General features: G+C 62.7%; 14 protein-coding genes. 9 read left to right on the top strand and 5 right to left on the bottom strand.

The window, feature by feature from the left end; all coding sequences use genetic code 11:
• Nucleotides 1-167: 167 nt before the first annotated feature.
• On the top strand, nt 168-2,393 hold the full coding sequence (locus AC1DWI_RS02385; RefSeq protein ID WP_477669178.1) for a DNA/RNA non-specific endonuclease: 2,226 nt from the start codon (nt 168-170) through the stop codon (nt 2,391-2,393).
• 32 nt (nt 2,394-2,425) lie between these two features.
• Here the strand turns inward: AC1DWI_RS02385 and AC1DWI_RS02380 are convergent, their stop codons facing one another.
• Both AC1DWI_RS02380 and AC1DWI_RS02375 read right to left on the bottom strand, forming a co-directional pair.
• Nucleotides 2,426-4,129: a thiamine pyrophosphate-binding protein gene (locus tag AC1DWI_RS02380; protein ID WP_477669177.1), complete on the bottom strand. Its 1,704-nt coding sequence runs from the start codon at nt 4,127-4,129 to the stop codon at nt 2,426-2,428.
• A gap of 161 nt (nt 4,130-4,290) precedes the next feature.
• Nucleotides 4,291-4,599, bottom strand: a complete 309-nt coding sequence (locus tag AC1DWI_RS02375) for a hypothetical protein (protein ID WP_477669176.1) — start codon at nt 4,597-4,599, stop codon at nt 4,291-4,293.
• 145 nt (nt 4,600-4,744) lie between these two features.
• On the opposite strand from AC1DWI_RS02375, the gene AC1DWI_RS02370 reads away from it, so the two are divergent.
• From AC1DWI_RS02370 to AC1DWI_RS02335, 8 genes are all read left to right on the top strand, one after another.
• The gene (locus AC1DWI_RS02370; RefSeq protein WP_477669175.1) at nt 4,745-5,395 is read left to right on the top strand and encodes a TetR/AcrR family transcriptional regulator; all 651 of its coding nucleotides are present in this window, start codon (nt 4,745-4,747) and stop codon (nt 5,393-5,395) included.
• 160 nt (nt 5,396-5,555) lie between these two features.
• A complete protein-coding gene (locus AC1DWI_RS02365; RefSeq protein ID WP_477669174.1) occupies nt 5,556-6,536 on the top strand; it encodes a Bug family tripartite tricarboxylate transporter substrate binding protein in 981 nt (326 codons plus the stop codon).
• A 93-nt stretch (nt 6,537-6,629) separates the two neighbouring features.
• Nucleotides 6,630-7,793 carry a Gfo/Idh/MocA family protein gene (locus AC1DWI_RS02360; RefSeq protein ID WP_477669173.1) on the top strand — a complete coding sequence of 388 codons (1,164 nt, stop codon included), beginning with the start codon at nt 6,630-6,632 and terminating at the stop codon, nt 7,791-7,793.
• A gap of 63 nt (nt 7,794-7,856) precedes the next feature.
• Nucleotides 7,857-9,038: a dihydrodipicolinate synthase family protein gene (locus AC1DWI_RS02355; protein WP_477669172.1), complete on the top strand. Its 1,182-nt coding sequence runs from the start codon at nt 7,857-7,859 to the stop codon at nt 9,036-9,038.
• A gap of 153 nt (nt 9,039-9,191) precedes the next feature.
• Nucleotides 9,192-10,157 (top strand): Bug family tripartite tricarboxylate transporter substrate binding protein, encoded by a 966-nt coding sequence (locus AC1DWI_RS02350; protein ID WP_477669171.1) that lies wholly within the window; start codon nt 9,192-9,194, stop codon nt 10,155-10,157.
• An 11-nt stretch (nt 10,158-10,168) separates the two neighbouring features.
• Nucleotides 10,169-10,870 carry an SDR family NAD(P)-dependent oxidoreductase gene (locus tag AC1DWI_RS02345; RefSeq protein WP_477669170.1) on the top strand — a complete coding sequence of 234 codons (702 nt, stop codon included), beginning with the start codon at nt 10,169-10,171 and terminating at the stop codon, nt 10,868-10,870.
• A gap of 4 nt (nt 10,871-10,874) precedes the next feature.
• On the top strand, nt 10,875-11,765 hold the full coding sequence (locus tag AC1DWI_RS02340; protein ID WP_477669169.1) for an NAD(P)-dependent oxidoreductase: 891 nt from the start codon (nt 10,875-10,877) through the stop codon (nt 11,763-11,765).
• A 32-nt stretch (nt 11,766-11,797) separates the two neighbouring features.
• Entirely contained in the window at nt 11,798-12,676 is an 879-nt protein-coding gene (locus AC1DWI_RS02335) for a sugar phosphate isomerase/epimerase family protein (RefSeq protein WP_477669168.1), read from the top strand.
• A 33-nt stretch (nt 12,677-12,709) separates the two neighbouring features.
• On the opposite strand, the gene phnD is transcribed toward AC1DWI_RS02335, so the two are convergent.
• The 3 genes from phnD to AC1DWI_RS02320 form a co-directional block, all read right to left on the bottom strand.
• On the bottom strand, nt 12,710-13,714 hold the full coding sequence (gene phnD / locus AC1DWI_RS02330; protein WP_477669167.1) for a phosphate/phosphite/phosphonate ABC transporter substrate-binding protein: 1,005 nt from the start codon (nt 13,712-13,714) through the stop codon (nt 12,710-12,712).
• A gap of 13 nt (nt 13,715-13,727) precedes the next feature.
• Complete coding sequence (locus AC1DWI_RS02325) at nt 13,728-14,774, bottom strand: ABC transporter ATP-binding protein (protein ID WP_477669166.1); 1,047 nt, start codon at nt 14,772-14,774, stop codon at nt 13,728-13,730.
• 108 nt (nt 14,775-14,882) lie between these two features.
• On the bottom strand, nt 14,883-15,518 hold a 636-nt coding region (locus AC1DWI_RS02320; protein ID WP_477724319.1), incomplete at its 5' end, for an HAD family hydrolase.

Here is a 15,518-nt window from a genome sequence, read left to right as displayed (position 1 = left end):
TTTTCATTGTGGCGCCTTGTTTTTCGCGAGCCGCTGTACGTCTTTACAGGTCTGCACTAACCCGGCTTGTGAAGTCTCCTCCGACTGGAGGGTGCATTTTCCCGTGGAATGGAGGAATATCCATTTCCCCGAATTCTGCAGGCCGAAGGCCGGCGAAGGAACAAGAAATGGGACAGACACTCGGAGCGGTCAAGACGAGGCAACAGGGCATCCTGACGGATGCGGCCCGGCGTTGGGAAGAGCGCATGAAGCAGCGCGAAACCGGCCTTGAAAAAATCCGGAACCAAGGCCCAGGCGCCGCCGACACACCCAAGCGCCAAGCGGAATGGACAGCCCGCCAATTGACCAGGGCCGCGGGCGGCTTTCCCCTTTTCCCCGAGCGTGTCATTGGTGCGTGGAATCCCGTGGAATACGCGCCCAGCGTCCAGGCCTCGGACGCCGCGAAACCCGTGGCCCGCATCGTCCAGCAGCGCAGCGCCAGCCATACGCCCATCGGCGTGGCCACGGGCCTGTTGATCGGGTTCGACCTGCTACTGACGAATCATCACGTGTTTCCTTCAAAGATTGACGTCGACGGCCACGCGGCGAATTTTTTCTACGTGCGCGATGAGTACGGCATCAACAACGGCAAGTACTACGACTTCGATCCAGACCGTTTCTTTGTTACCGACCCGGCCCTCGACTTCACCATCGTGGCGGTGCAGCCCCGCAGCCGCGAGAGCGACCAGATTGCCTCATGCGGCTGGACGCGGCTGATCGAGGCAACGGGCAAGGTGTTGACGGGCGCTCCGGTCAATATCATCCAGCACCCCGCCGGCGGGCCGCGGGCCTTCGCCATCAGCGACAACAAGTTGATGGACATCCTGCCCACCGGCTTTCTTCACTATGAGACGGACACGCGGCCGGGCTCCTCCGGCTCCCCGGTCTACAACACAGACTGGGAACTGGTGGCGCTGCACCACTGCGGCGTGCCGGCGATGCGGGACGGCCGGATCCTGGACAAACGGGGCGCCCCCTGGGACCCGGAGTCGCAAAGCGACGACGACATCCAGTGGATCGCCAATGAGGGCGCGCGCGTCAGTTTCATCGTTGAAAGGCTTAAATCCATGTCGATTCCAGAATCCATGCGCATGATCGCCCGGCAATTGCTGGCGACCACGGCAGACCCGCTCACCGGCACAGAGAGCGTGCCGGCCGGCACCGCCTCGTCATCCCTCTTACCTCTCGCCTCACGGCCCGGAGGCGGCAACACCTTCAATTTCTCGGGGCCAGTAACCCTGCACGTCTATGGCGGGCAGGCGCTTCAGCCCGGCGTGCCTGCCGCCGCTGCACCCGTGTCGGTGCCTGCACCCGCGGCGCCCGCGCAAGTTCGTTTGCCTGATGGTTCCGGTGCGCCTTCGGCGGATGGCCTCTTCACCGCCTTTCAGGAAAAATCCCTGGTTTTCGACGAGAACTACGCGGGCCGCAAGGGATACAACCCGAAATTCCTCGGCCAGGAGGTTCCTGCCCCTGTGGCCCAGTCGCGATGGGATGGTGCCCTCTATTCGGTTGCCGATTATGAGGAATTCAATGCCGGTGTGGACGACGTGCCCGCAGTGAAGACAGGCCACCTGGCGCCGGCCGATCCGCTACCGCTTGACTACCACCACTTTTCCCTCGTAATGCACAAGCCGACACGCATGTGCCTGTGGACCGCCTCGAACTACGACTACCGCCCCAAATCGCGCACCGACCCGCGGAAGCGGGCGGATTTCGGAGGGGAAAACTGGCGAGAAGACCCGCGGCTACCGCTGGAATACCAGCTGCTCAACAAGGACGTCTACGGCCCGGCCAAACGGATTGACCGCGGGCACATTGTCCGCCGCGAAGACAACTGCTGGGGCGCCGACGCGGACGAAACCGAATTCGCGAACGCCGACAGCTACCACTGGCCCAACTGCACGCCGCAGCATGAGGCCTTCAACCAGGAGAACCCCAATGACCGCAGCGGCCAGCGCGTCTATGAAGGCGGGGTGGTCGGTATCTGGGGCCAGTTTGAGCGCCTGCTCACCGACCAGGTTCAGGAGTCGGGCGGGCGCGCCGTGCTGTTCGCGGGGCCGGTGCTCACCGAATTTTTCGAGTCCAAAAACTGGGGAACCGGCAAGGTCAAAATCCCCAAAAAATTCTGGAAGGTCGTGGTCGTGCCCGAATCGCAAAAACGCGGCGCGAAGCTGCTGGCCTATGGTTTCGTCTTCAGTCAGGAAAAACCGATCAGGCAGTTCGGCGACACCTATGAGTCGATAGACATGCCGGCCTTCGAACGCAACCAGGTCGCCATCGCGGATATCGAGGAACTGGCCGGCTTGAAGTTCGACCCCAAAATCGTCGCCGCGGATCAGTACGCAGGCCAGTAGCTATCCGGCAGCGGCCCGCATTGCTGCAATGGTTACGGCGCCTTGGCCAGAGCGTTTTGCGTAATCGCCGACAAGGTGCCACGCGTGGTGATGACTTCCGGATCCAGCGTGACCTCAATCACCGTGCCCTCCTTGCGAGCCAGCGCCGCAAGCAATTCCGCCTCAAACTCCGCGGTGCGCGTGATGCGCACGCCGGCGTAACCGTAGGCTCGCGCCAGCGCCGCAAAATCCGGATTGTTCAGGCTTGAACCACTTTGGTGTGTTGGATACTCCCGCTCCTGGTGCATGCGGATCGTGCCGTACATGCCGTTGTTGAGCAGCACGATGATGCTTTTGGCGCCGTGCTGCACGGCAGTGGCCAGCTCCTGGCCGTTCATCAAAAAGTCGCCGTCACCCGCGATGGTGAAAGCCATCCGTCCTGTCGTGATGGCCGCAGCAATACCGGCCGGCACGCCATAACCCATCGCGCCCACGGTGGGCGCCAGCTGCGTCTTGTGGCCTTTGACGAGACCGTGATGCCGAAAGAAACGATGCACCCAGCTGGCAAAGTTGCCGGCGCCGTTGGTCAGCACTGCATCCGCCGGCAGGTGCTTTTGCAGCATGCCGACGATGGCGGGCATGTCGATATCACCCGGCAGGTTCGCGGAAGGTGTCGGCTTGAGGTTTTCCAGGTAGTCCTCGTTCGCGGATGTGGTCCAGGCTTCCCAGGCCACAGACACCGGCGCCGTGAGGACCTCCAGCGATCGCGCAGCCGCGTTCATGGTGGCATTGATGGCCAGATCGGCCTGGTAGACGCGGTTGAGCTCCTCGGCGCTCGAATGGATATGCACCAGCTTTTGCTTGGGCCGGGGCGCCTCCAGCAACGTGTAAGTACCGGTCGTCATCTCACCCAGGCGCGGGCCGATGGCGATGATCAGGTCGCTGGCCTTCACGCGTGCGGCCAGCTTCGGGTTCAGGCCGATACCCACGTCGCCCGCGTAGAGCGGATGGTGGTTGTCAAAGGTGTCCTGGAAGCGAAAGGCATTGCCCACCGGCAACTTCCAGTTTTCGGCAAAGCGTTGCAGCGCCTGCGCCGACTGCGGCGTCCAGCCGCCGCCACCGGCGATAACGAGCGGGCGCTCGGACTTGAGCAGCATCTCGCGCAGCGTACGCAGCGAGCCCGGGTCGCTCCAGGCCTGCACGGCCTCCACACGCGGCAGCGGCTGCGCGGCCGTCATGCGCGTCAGCATGTCTTCAGGCAAGACCAGCACCACGGGGCCAGGCCGGCCGTTCATGGCGGTAGCGAAGGCACGCGCCACATATTCGGGGATGCGGTCGGCCTCATCGATGCGCTCCACCCTCTTGGCAAAGCCCTTGGTGCTGGGCCCGAAGAAACTGGCGTAGTCGACCTCCTGGAAGGCTTCACGGTCGCGGCAGTCGCTGGCCACGTCCCCCACCAGCAGCACCATGGGGGTTGAATCCTGGAAGGCCGTGTGCACGCCGATGGACGCATTGGTGGCGCCCGGCCCGCGCGTGACCATGCACACGCCCGGCCGCCCTGTCAGCTTGCCGTGCGCCTCGGCCATGAAGGCCGCGCCGCCCTCTTGCCGGCAAGTGACGAACTGAATCTTGTCCTGACGCGCATGCAGGCCGTCAAGCACCGCCAGGTAGCTTTCACCGGGAACGCCAAACGCATGGGTAACGCCTTGGGCCAGAAGGCAATCGACGAGAAGGTGGCCAGCGAGTTGGGAATTCATGAAGCCTATTGTGCCGCTGGAACAGACACTGGCGCAGCGACTGAATATGGGGCTCTTCAATCAAGCAGGGGCCGCGGAACCGGCTTTTGCCGGGCCGCAGGCGCCGCCCCCTTGAGGGGGGAACAGGCTACACGCAGTGAGCCTGGACGGGGGTGGAACAATTATTCAGGCGTAGCCGCGTCGCCATCGCCGCCGCCAGCCTCGAGGGCTTGTCGCGCCAGCTCTTCGTCACTCAGCGGTGGCGCTCCTTCAAGGGCCCTGAGTTCTTCGAGAAACTCTTCCGTGGGCTGCTCGTGTTCGAGCAGCACCTCTTCGAGCTTCTGCCGGCCGGTCTCTATATGCACCGAGGGAGAATGCAGTTCGGATGGCGGTACCGGAAATTTTTCGCCCAGTTCAAATTTGAGCGCCTCGGCCTTCTGGTCTACCCAGTTTGCGAAGTCGCCATCTTTCGGCGTGTCTGAATTGTTCATGGCCATCTCCTTTGCCTCAAGGGCACCGGCGCGGGCGGCCGGTACCTGCTTCATTATGGAGGTACCCTTGGCCGCTGTCTGTCATCCAATAACGATGCCGTCCGGGTATTCTTGCTTTAATTCACCAAATAGTTAAATTCTCGCCATGCCGACCCCTAAAACAAAGCCCGCCGAACCCCGTTCACGCGATGCCGACCGCTCCCAACTGGCCATCCTGCTGGCGGCCCGCGACGAGTTCGCGCAACACGGCCTGGGCGGTGCGCGGGTAGACAGGATAGCCGAGCGCGCCGACGTCAACAAACGCCTGATTTACTACTACTTCAAGAGCAAGGACGAACTCTTCCTGGCGGTGCTGGAAAACGCCTATGCCGACATCCGCGCCGCGGAAACAGAACTGCATCTGCGCGACATGGATCCGGCGCAAGCCATCCGCCGGCTCACGGAATTCACCTGGGAATACTACATTGCCCATCCGGAGTTTTTGACGCTTCTTAACAGTGAAAACCTGCATCAGGGGCGGCATCTGGCCATGTCCAGCCGCGTGCAGGAAATGAACTCGCCGCTGGTCCAGACGCTGGCGGAAATCCTGGAGCGCGGGCGCGCAGACGGGCTGTTTCGCGGCGGCATCGACCCGGTACAGCTTTACGTATCCATCGCCGGAATGTCGTATTTCTACCTGTCGAACAACCACACGTTGTCGGCCATCTTCGGGCGCGATCTCATGACGCCCAAAGCCCGCCATGAGCGGCTCTCGCACATGTGCGAAGTCATCCTAGGGTATGTCCTTAGAAACTGATCCTGAGCGGTCATTGACGCAGCGACGAGGCCATTTTTACAATTCGTAATTCACTTAATGGTGAATTACGAGTAAACTGCATTCCGGTACCCCAATAACACCGGCGGCATGCACAGGTCTTTCGCAGTCCTTCAATGACCCCTTTCAGGAGACAAAGCACATGAAATTCACACGTCGCGCAGCACTGGCCAGCCTCACCTGCATGGCGGCGCTGTCACCCCTGGTGGCCAGCGCCCAGGGCGCCTACCCCAACAAGCCCATTCGTGTCATCGTGCCTTTTGCCGCAGGCAGCACCACCGACATCATTGCCCGCGCCATCACCGACAAGATGAGCCAGAGCATGGGCCAGACGCTCGTGATCGACAACCGCGGCGGCGCCAGCGGCACCATCGGCCAGCAGGCCGTGGCCACGGCCGCGCCGGACGGCTACACCATCATGATCCACTCGTCCTCGCACACGGTCAGCCCCTCGACCTTCGCCAAGCTGCCTTTCGACACCATGGGTGACTTCACGGGTGTGACGCCGATCTCGAGCACGCCCAATGTGCTGGTCATGTCGCCGTCGAAAAACATCAAGACGCTGCAGGAACTGCTGGCCGCGGCGCGCGCCAAACCCGGCAGCATGAACTTCGCCTCGGCCGGCCAGGGCAGCGCCACCCACTTGAATGCCGAAAAATTCAAGCTCGCCGCCAAAATCGAAGCCACCAACATTCCCTTCAAGGGATCCGGCGAAGCGGTGACCGAAGTCATGTCCGGCCGCGTCGACTACTACTTCTCGCCGATCGCACCTGTCATCGGCCAGATCAAGAACGGCCAGCTCGTGGCTCTCGCGGTCGGTTCACCCAAACGCGCCAGCGCCCTGCCCCAGGTTCCCACCACGGCGGAAGCCGGCGTTCCGGGTTCAGAGTTCAACTTCTGGATCGGCATGATGGCCCCCGCGAAAACACCGCGCGACATCGTCAACCGCCTGCACGACGAAGTGATCAAAGCCCTGAACACGCCCGAAGTCAAGGAACGCTTCGCCGCCCTGGGCGCCGACGCCTGGACACTCTCGCCCGAGCAGTTCGACGCCTACATCAAGGACGAGATCAAGAGCAATGCCGTACTGGTCAAAGCTGCCGGCCTTCAGCCCACCCAGTAACTTCCGCCCAGTTCCCCGCAGCGTCCCTCCTTCCAATACCCGTGGCCGGGCCAAGGTGAGGCCGCCGCATTTTTCACCTCCTCAAAGGATCCCATGGCTACTCAACGACTAGGAATCATCATGCACGGCGTCACCGGACGCATGGGCATGAACCAGCATCTGATCCGCTCCATCGTCGCGATCCGCAAACAGGGCGGCGTCACGCTCTCCAACGGCGACAAGGTGATGCCCGACCCGATCCTGATCGGCCGCAACGCCGAAAAAATCGAAGCCCTGGCCAAAGCCCATGGCCTCGCGCGTTGGGGCACCGACCTCGACGAGGCGCTGAAGAACAAGGACGACACCATCTTCTTCGACGCCGGCACCACACAGATGCGCCCGACCCTGCTGGCCAAGGCCATTCGCGCCGGCAAGCACGTCTACTGCGAAAAGCCGATTGCCACCAACCTCAACGAAGCTGTCGAGATCGCCCGCCTGGCCGAAAAGTCCGGCCTGAAACACGGCGCCGTACAAGACAAACTCTTCCTGCCCGGCCTGCGCAAGCTCGACATGCTGCGCCGCGCCGGTTTCTTCGGCAAGATGCTGTCGGTGCGGCTTGAGTTCGGCTACTGGGTCTTCGAAGGCGACCTGCAGCCTATCCAGCGCCCCAGCTGGAACTACCGCACCGAGGACGGCGGCGGCATGATCCTGGACATGATGTGCCACTGGCGCTACGTGCTGGACAACCTGTTCGGCGAGGTCAAGTCGATCTCCTGTATTGGTGCCACCCACATTCCCGAGCGCTGGGACGAGGCTGGCAAGCCCTACAAGGCGACCGCCGACGACGCGGCTTACGCCACCGCCGAACTCATCGGCCACAGCGGCGAGCCGGTGATTGCCCAGATGAACATGTCCTGGGCCACCCGCGTGAACCGCGAAGACCTGGTCACCTTCCACGTCGACGGCACGCATGGCTCGGCCGTTGCGGGCCTCTCCTCCTGCAAGGCCCAGTCGCGCGTCAACACGCCGCGCCCGGTCTGGAACCCGGACGAGAAGCAGACGATGAATTTCTCTGACCAGTGGCAGGAAGTGCCGGACACCCAGACCTACGACAACGGCTTCAAGATCCAGTGGGAGCACTTCATCCGCCATGTGGTGGAAAACGAGCCCTACAAATGGACGCTGCCCGAAGGCGCCAAAGGCGTGCAGCTGGTCGAAGCCGCGCTCGAAAGCTGGAAAGAACGCCGCTGGGTGGACGTTCCAGCGCTACAAGTTTGATAGCTGCTCGCGCCCATCAGATAAGGGCTACAGGCACATTTTTCATACAGAAAAGGTAGATTCATGGCTTTAACCCTTTCCCTGCCTGTCGCCGCGGGCGGCCTGCGGCCTTACACGCTGCAAGGCCGCACACCGGTGAAGCCCGCACCGGGCGTCAAATTCAACCGCATCGCCTATTCGGCAGCTCACGTGGTGGCCGACCCATTGGCCGCAGTGGATCCCTGGGTCAACTGCGCGATCGACTGGGACACGACCATCGCCTACCGCCGTCACCTGTGGTCGCTGGGCCTGGGTGTGGCCGAAGCGATGGACACGGCGCAGCGCGGCATGGGCCTGGACTGGCCGACCTCGCTGGAGCTGATCCGCCGTTCGCTCGATGCCGCCAAAGACGTGCCGGGCGCACTGGTGGCTTCAGGCTGCGGCACCGACCACCTGGTGCTGGAAAACGTCAAGAGCGTCGATGAAGTCATCGCCGGCTACGAAGAGCAGATGGCCGCGATTGAAAAGCTCGGCGGCAAGCTGATCGTGATGGCCAGCCGCGCGCTAGCGCGCGTCGCCAAATCGCCGGCCGACTATGAGCGCGTCTACGACCGCATCCTGAGGCAGGCAAAACAACCGGTGGTGCTGCACTGGCTGGGAGACATGTTCGACCCTGCACTGGCTGGCTACTGGGGCAGCGGCAATGTCGAAAAAGCCATGGACACGGCCCTTGGCATCATCAACGCCCACCCCGACAAGGTCGACGGCATCAAGATCTCGCTGCTCGACAAGGACAAGGAAATCGCGATGCGCCGCAGATTGCCCACGGGCGTTCGCATGTACACAGGCGACGACTTCAACTATGCCGAGCTGATTGCCGGTGACGGTTTCGGGAAGGAAGCGATGCACGGCCAGAGTGATGCGCTGCTGGGCATCTTCGACGCCATCGCACCKGCCGCCAGCGCCGCGCTGGGCGAGCTCGCGCAAGGCAATGTCGAGAAATTCCACGCCATCCTCGGCCCCACGGTGCCGCTGTCGCGACACATTTTTGCCGCGCCCACGCGTTTTTACAAAACTGGCGTCGTCTTCATGGCCTGGCTTAACGGCCACCAGAAGCACTTCACGATGGTCGGCGGGCAACAGAGCACGCGTTCGCTGCAGCACTTCGCCGAACTGTTCCGCTTGGCCGATGCCGCCAACCTGCTTGAACAACCGGACTTGGCGACCCAGCGCATGAAGACGCTACTGGCGCTACACGGCATGTAATGGCTCCCCCCGTTGCCGGCTCACTGCGTGTAGCGGCCTCCCCCCTCAAGGGGGCGGCGCTGGCGGCCCGGCAAAGCCGGTTCCGCGGCGCCCGCTTGAAATGTTACCGAGCGCTTCCACTCAAATCGCTGAATAAATTTAACAGGAGACAACATGAAGACACGCACTTTCCTCAAGGCCAGCCTGGCCGCCGGCCTCGCAGCCGTCGCCTTCGGCGCCGCAGCGCAGGCTTATCCCAGCCGCCCGGTCAAGGTCATCATTCCCTTCCCGCCCGGCGGCACGCTGGATGCGGTGGGCCGGCAGCTGGCGCAAAAACTCGGTGAGCAGATGGGCCAGCCCTTCGTGGTGGAAAACCGTGCGGGCGGCAACGGCACCATCGGTGCGCACGTGGTCGCGCAGGCGCCTGCGGACGGCTACACGCTGCTCTTCAATGCCTCTACTTTCACCACCGCACCCATGACCATGAAGTCCGTGCCCTACGGTGTGGTGAAAGACTTCACGCCCGTCTCGCTCGTCGCCAAGGCGCCCTTGTCGATTGCCATCAACAAGAACCTGCCGATCACTGATGTGAAGTCGCTGATTGCCCACGCCAAGGCCAACCCCGGCAAGATGACGTTTGCGGTCGGCTCCATCGGCTCGGCCGGCCACCTATCGACCGAGCTCCTCAAGCGCGCCGGCGGCATCGAATACACCGTGGTGCCCTACAAGGGCACGGCGCCGGCTTTCCAGGATTTGATCGGTGGCCAGATTGATGGTTTCATCGACCCCATCCTTGGCTCGCTGCAGTACCACAAGAGCGGCCTGTTGCGCGTCGTTGCCATCACCGGCGACAAGCGCGTGCCCAACCTGCCTGATGTGCCAACCGTGGCCGAGACGATTCCCGGCTACGAGTTTTACAGCTGGTACGGCCTCTGGGGCCCGGCAAAATTGCCGGCAGACATCACGCAGAAACTTAACGCCGAAACCAACAAGGCGCTAGCCAGCGACATGCGCGAGAAACTCCTCCAGCAAGGCCTGGTGCTGACGCCCGGCACACCGGAGGACTTCGCGAAATTCCAGAACAGCGACATGGCGCGCTCACAGAAGATCATCACGGACGGGAATATCCGTGTTGAGTAACATGCACGACCATGGCCACTGAAGATGTGAAACGCGCCTTGGTCACGGGCAGCAGCTCCGGCATTGGCCTGGCCATTGCGCAGGCACTGCTTGACCAGGGGTGGGACGTCGTCGGACTGGACCTGGCGCCTGCGCGCATCGTGCATCCGGCGTTTTCCTCCACCGAAGTCAACCTGTGCAACACCGAAGCGACGGAACGTGCCGTGCGTTCAGCGGGCGGGGTACAAGCGCTCATCCACGCCGCCGGCGTGCTGCGCGTGGGCCCGCTCGGCGCGCTTTCCGGTGAAGACTCGGCGCTGATGTGGCAGCTCCATGTGGATGCCGTCATGCGCATCGCCAACCTGGTGGTACCCGCCATGGCACAGGCCGGCGCAGGCCGCGTGGTGCTGATCGGAAGCCGCGTGGCACGCGGCATGGCAGGCCGCAGCCAGTACGCAGCCACCAAGGCCGCGCTGGTGGCGCTGGCGCGCAGCTGGGCTGCTGAAACCGTGGCTTCGGGTGTCACCGTCAATGTGGTGTCCCCGGCCGCCACCGAAACAGCCATGCTTGCCGACCCGGCTCGAACGACGGTCCCGCCGAAGCTGCCGCCGCTGGGCCGGCTGATCCAGCCGCGGGAGATCGCCGCGCTGGTCACCTTCCTGCTCTCACCCGACGCCGCGGCCATCACCGGCCAGGAGATCCAGATCTGCGGAGGCGCGTCGCTTGCGGCGTGAAGGCATGGCCGCAAACGCTGTCGGCATTGTCGGTCTGGGCCTCGTCGGCACCGCGCTGGCGCAGCGCCTGATGGCCGCCGGCTTCCAGGTCACCGGCTTCGACCTGCGCGAAGAAGCCCGCGCGGCCCTCACCGCCCAAGGCGGCCGCGCTGCCGGCACCCTGGCCGAAGTTGCCAATGCGGCTTCCTGCATGGTTCTGGCCGTCTTCAATACCGACGATGTGCTCAAAGTGGTCGAAGGGCCGGGTGGCCTGCTGTCCGTTTTCGGCGTTCGCAGCATCATCGACTGCTCCACCGGCACACCTCACGAACTCGAAGCCCTGGCCGCGCGGCTCGCAGCACGCGGCATCAACTTCATCGAAGCGCCGCTCTCGGGCTCCAGCCAGCAGATCGCCGCCGGTGAAGCCACCCTGCTGCTGGGTGGCGAGGCCGGGGCATTGCAGGCGTGCGAATCCGTTCTGGCCGCCATTTCAGACCAACGCATCCACGTCGGTGGCGCCGGCATGGGTGCCAAAGCCAAGCTGGCCACCAACCTGGTGCTAGGCCTGAACCGCGCAGTACTGGCCGAAGGCATGGTCTTCGCCGAAAACATGGGCATTCCCCCCGAGCAATTCCTGGCGCTGGTGCTGGCCAGCCCAGCCACGTCAGGCGCGGCCGAGGCCAAGGGCCGGATGATGGTGGACGGGGACTTTACGCCGCAGTCGCGCATCCACCAGCATCTCAAGGACGTCAGGCTGATGATTGACAGTGCCGCGGCCCAAGGCCAGAAACTGCCCTTGTCCGAAGCCCATGCAGCGCTGATGCGCGCAGCGATTGCCGCCGGCGATGGCGAGCTCGACAACGCGGCCATCATCCGCGAACTGCGCCGGCAGAAAACCGCGCCACCGTCCAACTGACTTCACTAAAACTACACCCCTACCTTTACCGCATGCGTAATTTTTCCCAGGACCACCGCTGGCTCTCCATCAACACCGCAACCGTGCGCAAAAGCCGCGGCGTCGAGCAGCCGCTGACCACCATCATCGAAGCCTGCGTGCAGCGCGGCATCAAGGCGATTTCGCCGTGGCGCGACCAGGTCGCGGCCGCCGGCCTGCCCGCTGTTTCGAAACTCGTCAAAAACCACGGGCTTGAACTCTCCGGCTACTGCCGCGGCGGCATGTTCACCGCAGCCGACGCCGCCGGCCTGCAGGCTGCCCACGACGACAACCGCCGCGCCGTCGATGAAGCCTGCGAGCTCAAGGCCGCTTGCCTGGTGCTGGTAGTGGGCGGTTTGCCCGGCGCGCTGGCCGGCAAGGCGGCACACAAGGACCTGGCGCTGTCGCGCAGCCAGGTGAGCGACGGCATTGCCCAATTGCTCGAATACGCCAGAAGCTGCAATATGCCACTGGCCATCGAACCGCTGCACCCCATGTATGCGGCAGACCGCGCCTGCATCAACACCATGGAGCACGCACTCGACGTCTGCGACGCGCTCGACCCCTCAAAGAGCGGCGCGCTCGGTGTGGCGGTGGACGTGTACCACGTGTGGTGGGACCCCAAACTGCAGCCGCAAATCGAACGGGCAGGCAAGGAGCGCCTGCTCGCCTTCCATACCTGTGACTGGCTGACGCCCACGGCCGATTTGCTGAACGACCGCGGCATGATGGGAGACGGTGTGATTGACATCCCGAAAATCCGCGGCTGGATGGAAGCGCAAGGGTTCGCGGGTTACAGCGAGGTGGAGATCTTTTCCACCAGCAACTGGTGGCAGCGCGAAACCGGCGAGGTGCTGGACACCTGCATTGCCCGGCACCGCAGCGCAGTGTAAACAGGCCTCTTCATTCTGCTGGCAGACGGGCTGCTAAACGACCATCTTGAGGCGGAGCTCCAGACGCGAACCTCGCTCTATGGCCTGCGCAATCCGGGCCTGCCGTTCAGTTGCAGAAAGTGTCTTGTCGTCGTTGATGGCCTGGCGGGTCTTGAACATTTCCAGGTCGGCAATAGGGATCAGTTGCCGGTTACTGGAAGACCGGAACCGGGACAAGCCGTTGACAGCCAGGAGGATGCGCTTTTCGCCAGGATCGCTCTCTGCAAACCCGACGACGAACTTCCGGATGGACGCCTTCAACGGGTCCGGCAGCGTTGCCTTCCAGAGCAATGGGGATTGCGGTATGAGGGGTGATTCCCAGATGACTTTTACCTCCCTGGCAAGGTCCGCAAAGTCGCGCTGAAAGAATGCAAGCTCTTCATTGTTGGCCGTCGCCACATCAATTTGCTTTTTCGATACCTTCAGCAGGTTTTGCTGGTGGCTCCCAGTCTCCACTGACTTGAAAATTTCCGCGGGCTTGCTCACGCCATTCTTGGAGAAAGCAAAATACAGCGGCACCAGATGCCCGGACGTACTCTTGGGATCGCCATCGCCAAAGCGCAGGCCGGAAGCATTTTCAATCAGCGGCTTGAGCGCCTCGATTTGCGAACTGCGATGGGTCACCAGGATCGATTTGTAGCCCACGCTGCCGTCCCCCGTGACCATCTGCGCAAAAACACCACCCGCGCCGGAGGCCACCACATCCAGAGCAGGAACATTGCCCATCCAGGCCAGATCTATTTCCCCACCAATGAAGGCGGTTACCAGCGCGCCCTGCGACTCATAGACACGCAGATCGATCGGACGGCGGATGGCCGCGCCCAGGAGTTTGACGAAGGGCTCCCAGCTCGCGCGGGTCTCCGCAGCCGCCCTGGGCGAGATCAAACCAAATGTCAGCATCGGCTCTGCAGCAGGCTGCGCCATCACTGGTGAAGCAAGCAGTGGCCCGGCGCACAGCCCGGCAAGGCCGTGGAGGACAATTCGACGTTGAAGGCTCATATCATTTTCTCCATCAGGCTGAAACAACAGAAACACCCCGTTCGGGCAGGTGAAGGGTTACGGCATCACCCTGGAACCAGTCGGATGCCGCGTCCGGGGACACGACGAAGATGGGGCCCAAGCTGGTGTCGACAGTGAACTCGCGGACACTACCCAAATAGGCTTTCTTGGAAACCACACCGGGCAAACCTTCATCTCCGGGCGGTGCAATCGTCCAGGCTTCAGGACGAATGGCCGCTTTCACCGCACCAGGCTCGACGGGATGCAGGGCTTTCACACGCAGCGCTCCCACCTGGATCCGGCCGTCCGCAAATGCCTCGCCGGGAAACAGCATGGCCTCACCCATGAATCCAGCAACAAATTCGCTGTTGGGACGCTCGTAAAGCTCCGACGGGGATCCTGCCTGGGCAATCACCCCCTGGTCCATGACAATGATCTGGTCGCTTACAGCGAGGGCCTCACTTTGGTCGTGGGTGACGTAAGCAACGGTCAGTCCGAGGCGCTGCTGCAACCCGCGGATTTCTTCACGCATGGAGCGCCTCAGCCGTGCATCCAGATTCGAGAGCGGCTCGTCAAACAGCAGTACGGACGGCTCCAGCACCAAGGCACGGGCGACGGCTACACGCTGCTGCTGCCCGCCGGACAGCTCACTGGGCAGCCGATCGTCATAGCCGGACAAACCGACCGCCGACATGGCGACCTGCGCGCGCTCAAGCAGCTCTTTGGCATGGACACCACTGACGCTCAAGCCATAACCCACGTTCTCCAGCACGCTCATATGCGGGAACAAGGCATAGCTCTGGAACACCATGCTGACGTTGCGTTCGGCGGGTCCGAGATGGGTCACGTCACGGCCGTCGATCAGGATTTGGCCCACACTGGGCGTCTCAAGCCCGGCAATCATGCGCAGGGTCGTGGTTTTTCCGCAGCCCGAAGGTCCCAGAATCGTCGTCAGCGTGCCTTTGGGAACGGTAAAACTGATTCCTTTGACCACCAAGGGCGATGGATCGCTCCCATAACGTTTTTGCACGTTCTTGAATTCAATGCCGAGTTGGCTCATGTGCAGACTTTCTTTGTTGATGTGAAAGAAAAAGAAGACAAAGAGGATAAAAATAGCAAGGTGAAAGCGATGCCGGCGGACAGCTGTTCCGCTGACGGCTTCTGCCCATCACGCAACCGCCGCATGGAGCTTTCCCAAAAAATCACTCGCGATAAGTTCGTTGTAGTCGCGCACGCTGGCAATCACGTGCGGCCCCGAGAGCTCTTCAGCGCTATGGCTGGTGCAAACCGCCACAGCCCGCATGCCGGCCCGCCGCGCGGCTTCTATGCCAAAGGGCGCATCTTCAAACACGACGCAGGCGGCGGCCGCAACCTCCATGCGTCGTGCAGCCTCCAGAAATATGGCGGGCTCGGGTTTCCCTGCCAGGCCTTCGTCGCCACCTACAACAGCATGAGGCGGGGACACCATGGCAAGCCCGGCCATCGCAAACGCGATGTTGTGCTGGTCACCCGCAGTTCCCACACCCACTTTGAACCCCCGCGCCATCGCCAGCCCGGCAAAGGCCTTGAAGCCCGCAACCTCGGCAAACACCGGCGCGAAGAGTTCTCGATAAATGGCTTCCTTTTCCGCAACCAGCAGCCGCGCCTCTGAAAGTTCAATGTCACGCTGGAATAACTGGTTCATGGACTCGGTGCCGGTGCGCCCGGTGGTGCGCCTGAGGATGTCAGCCAGCGCCATCTGGACGCCGTGCCGCCTCGCGAACTCGCTCCACGACCTGGCATGCCACGGCATGGAGTCGATCAT

Source organism: Polaromonas sp. P3_C2 (genome assembly GCF_056402675.1).
Note: the sequence above shows the minus strand (reverse complement) of the source record. Positions and strands in the feature narration are given on the sequence as shown.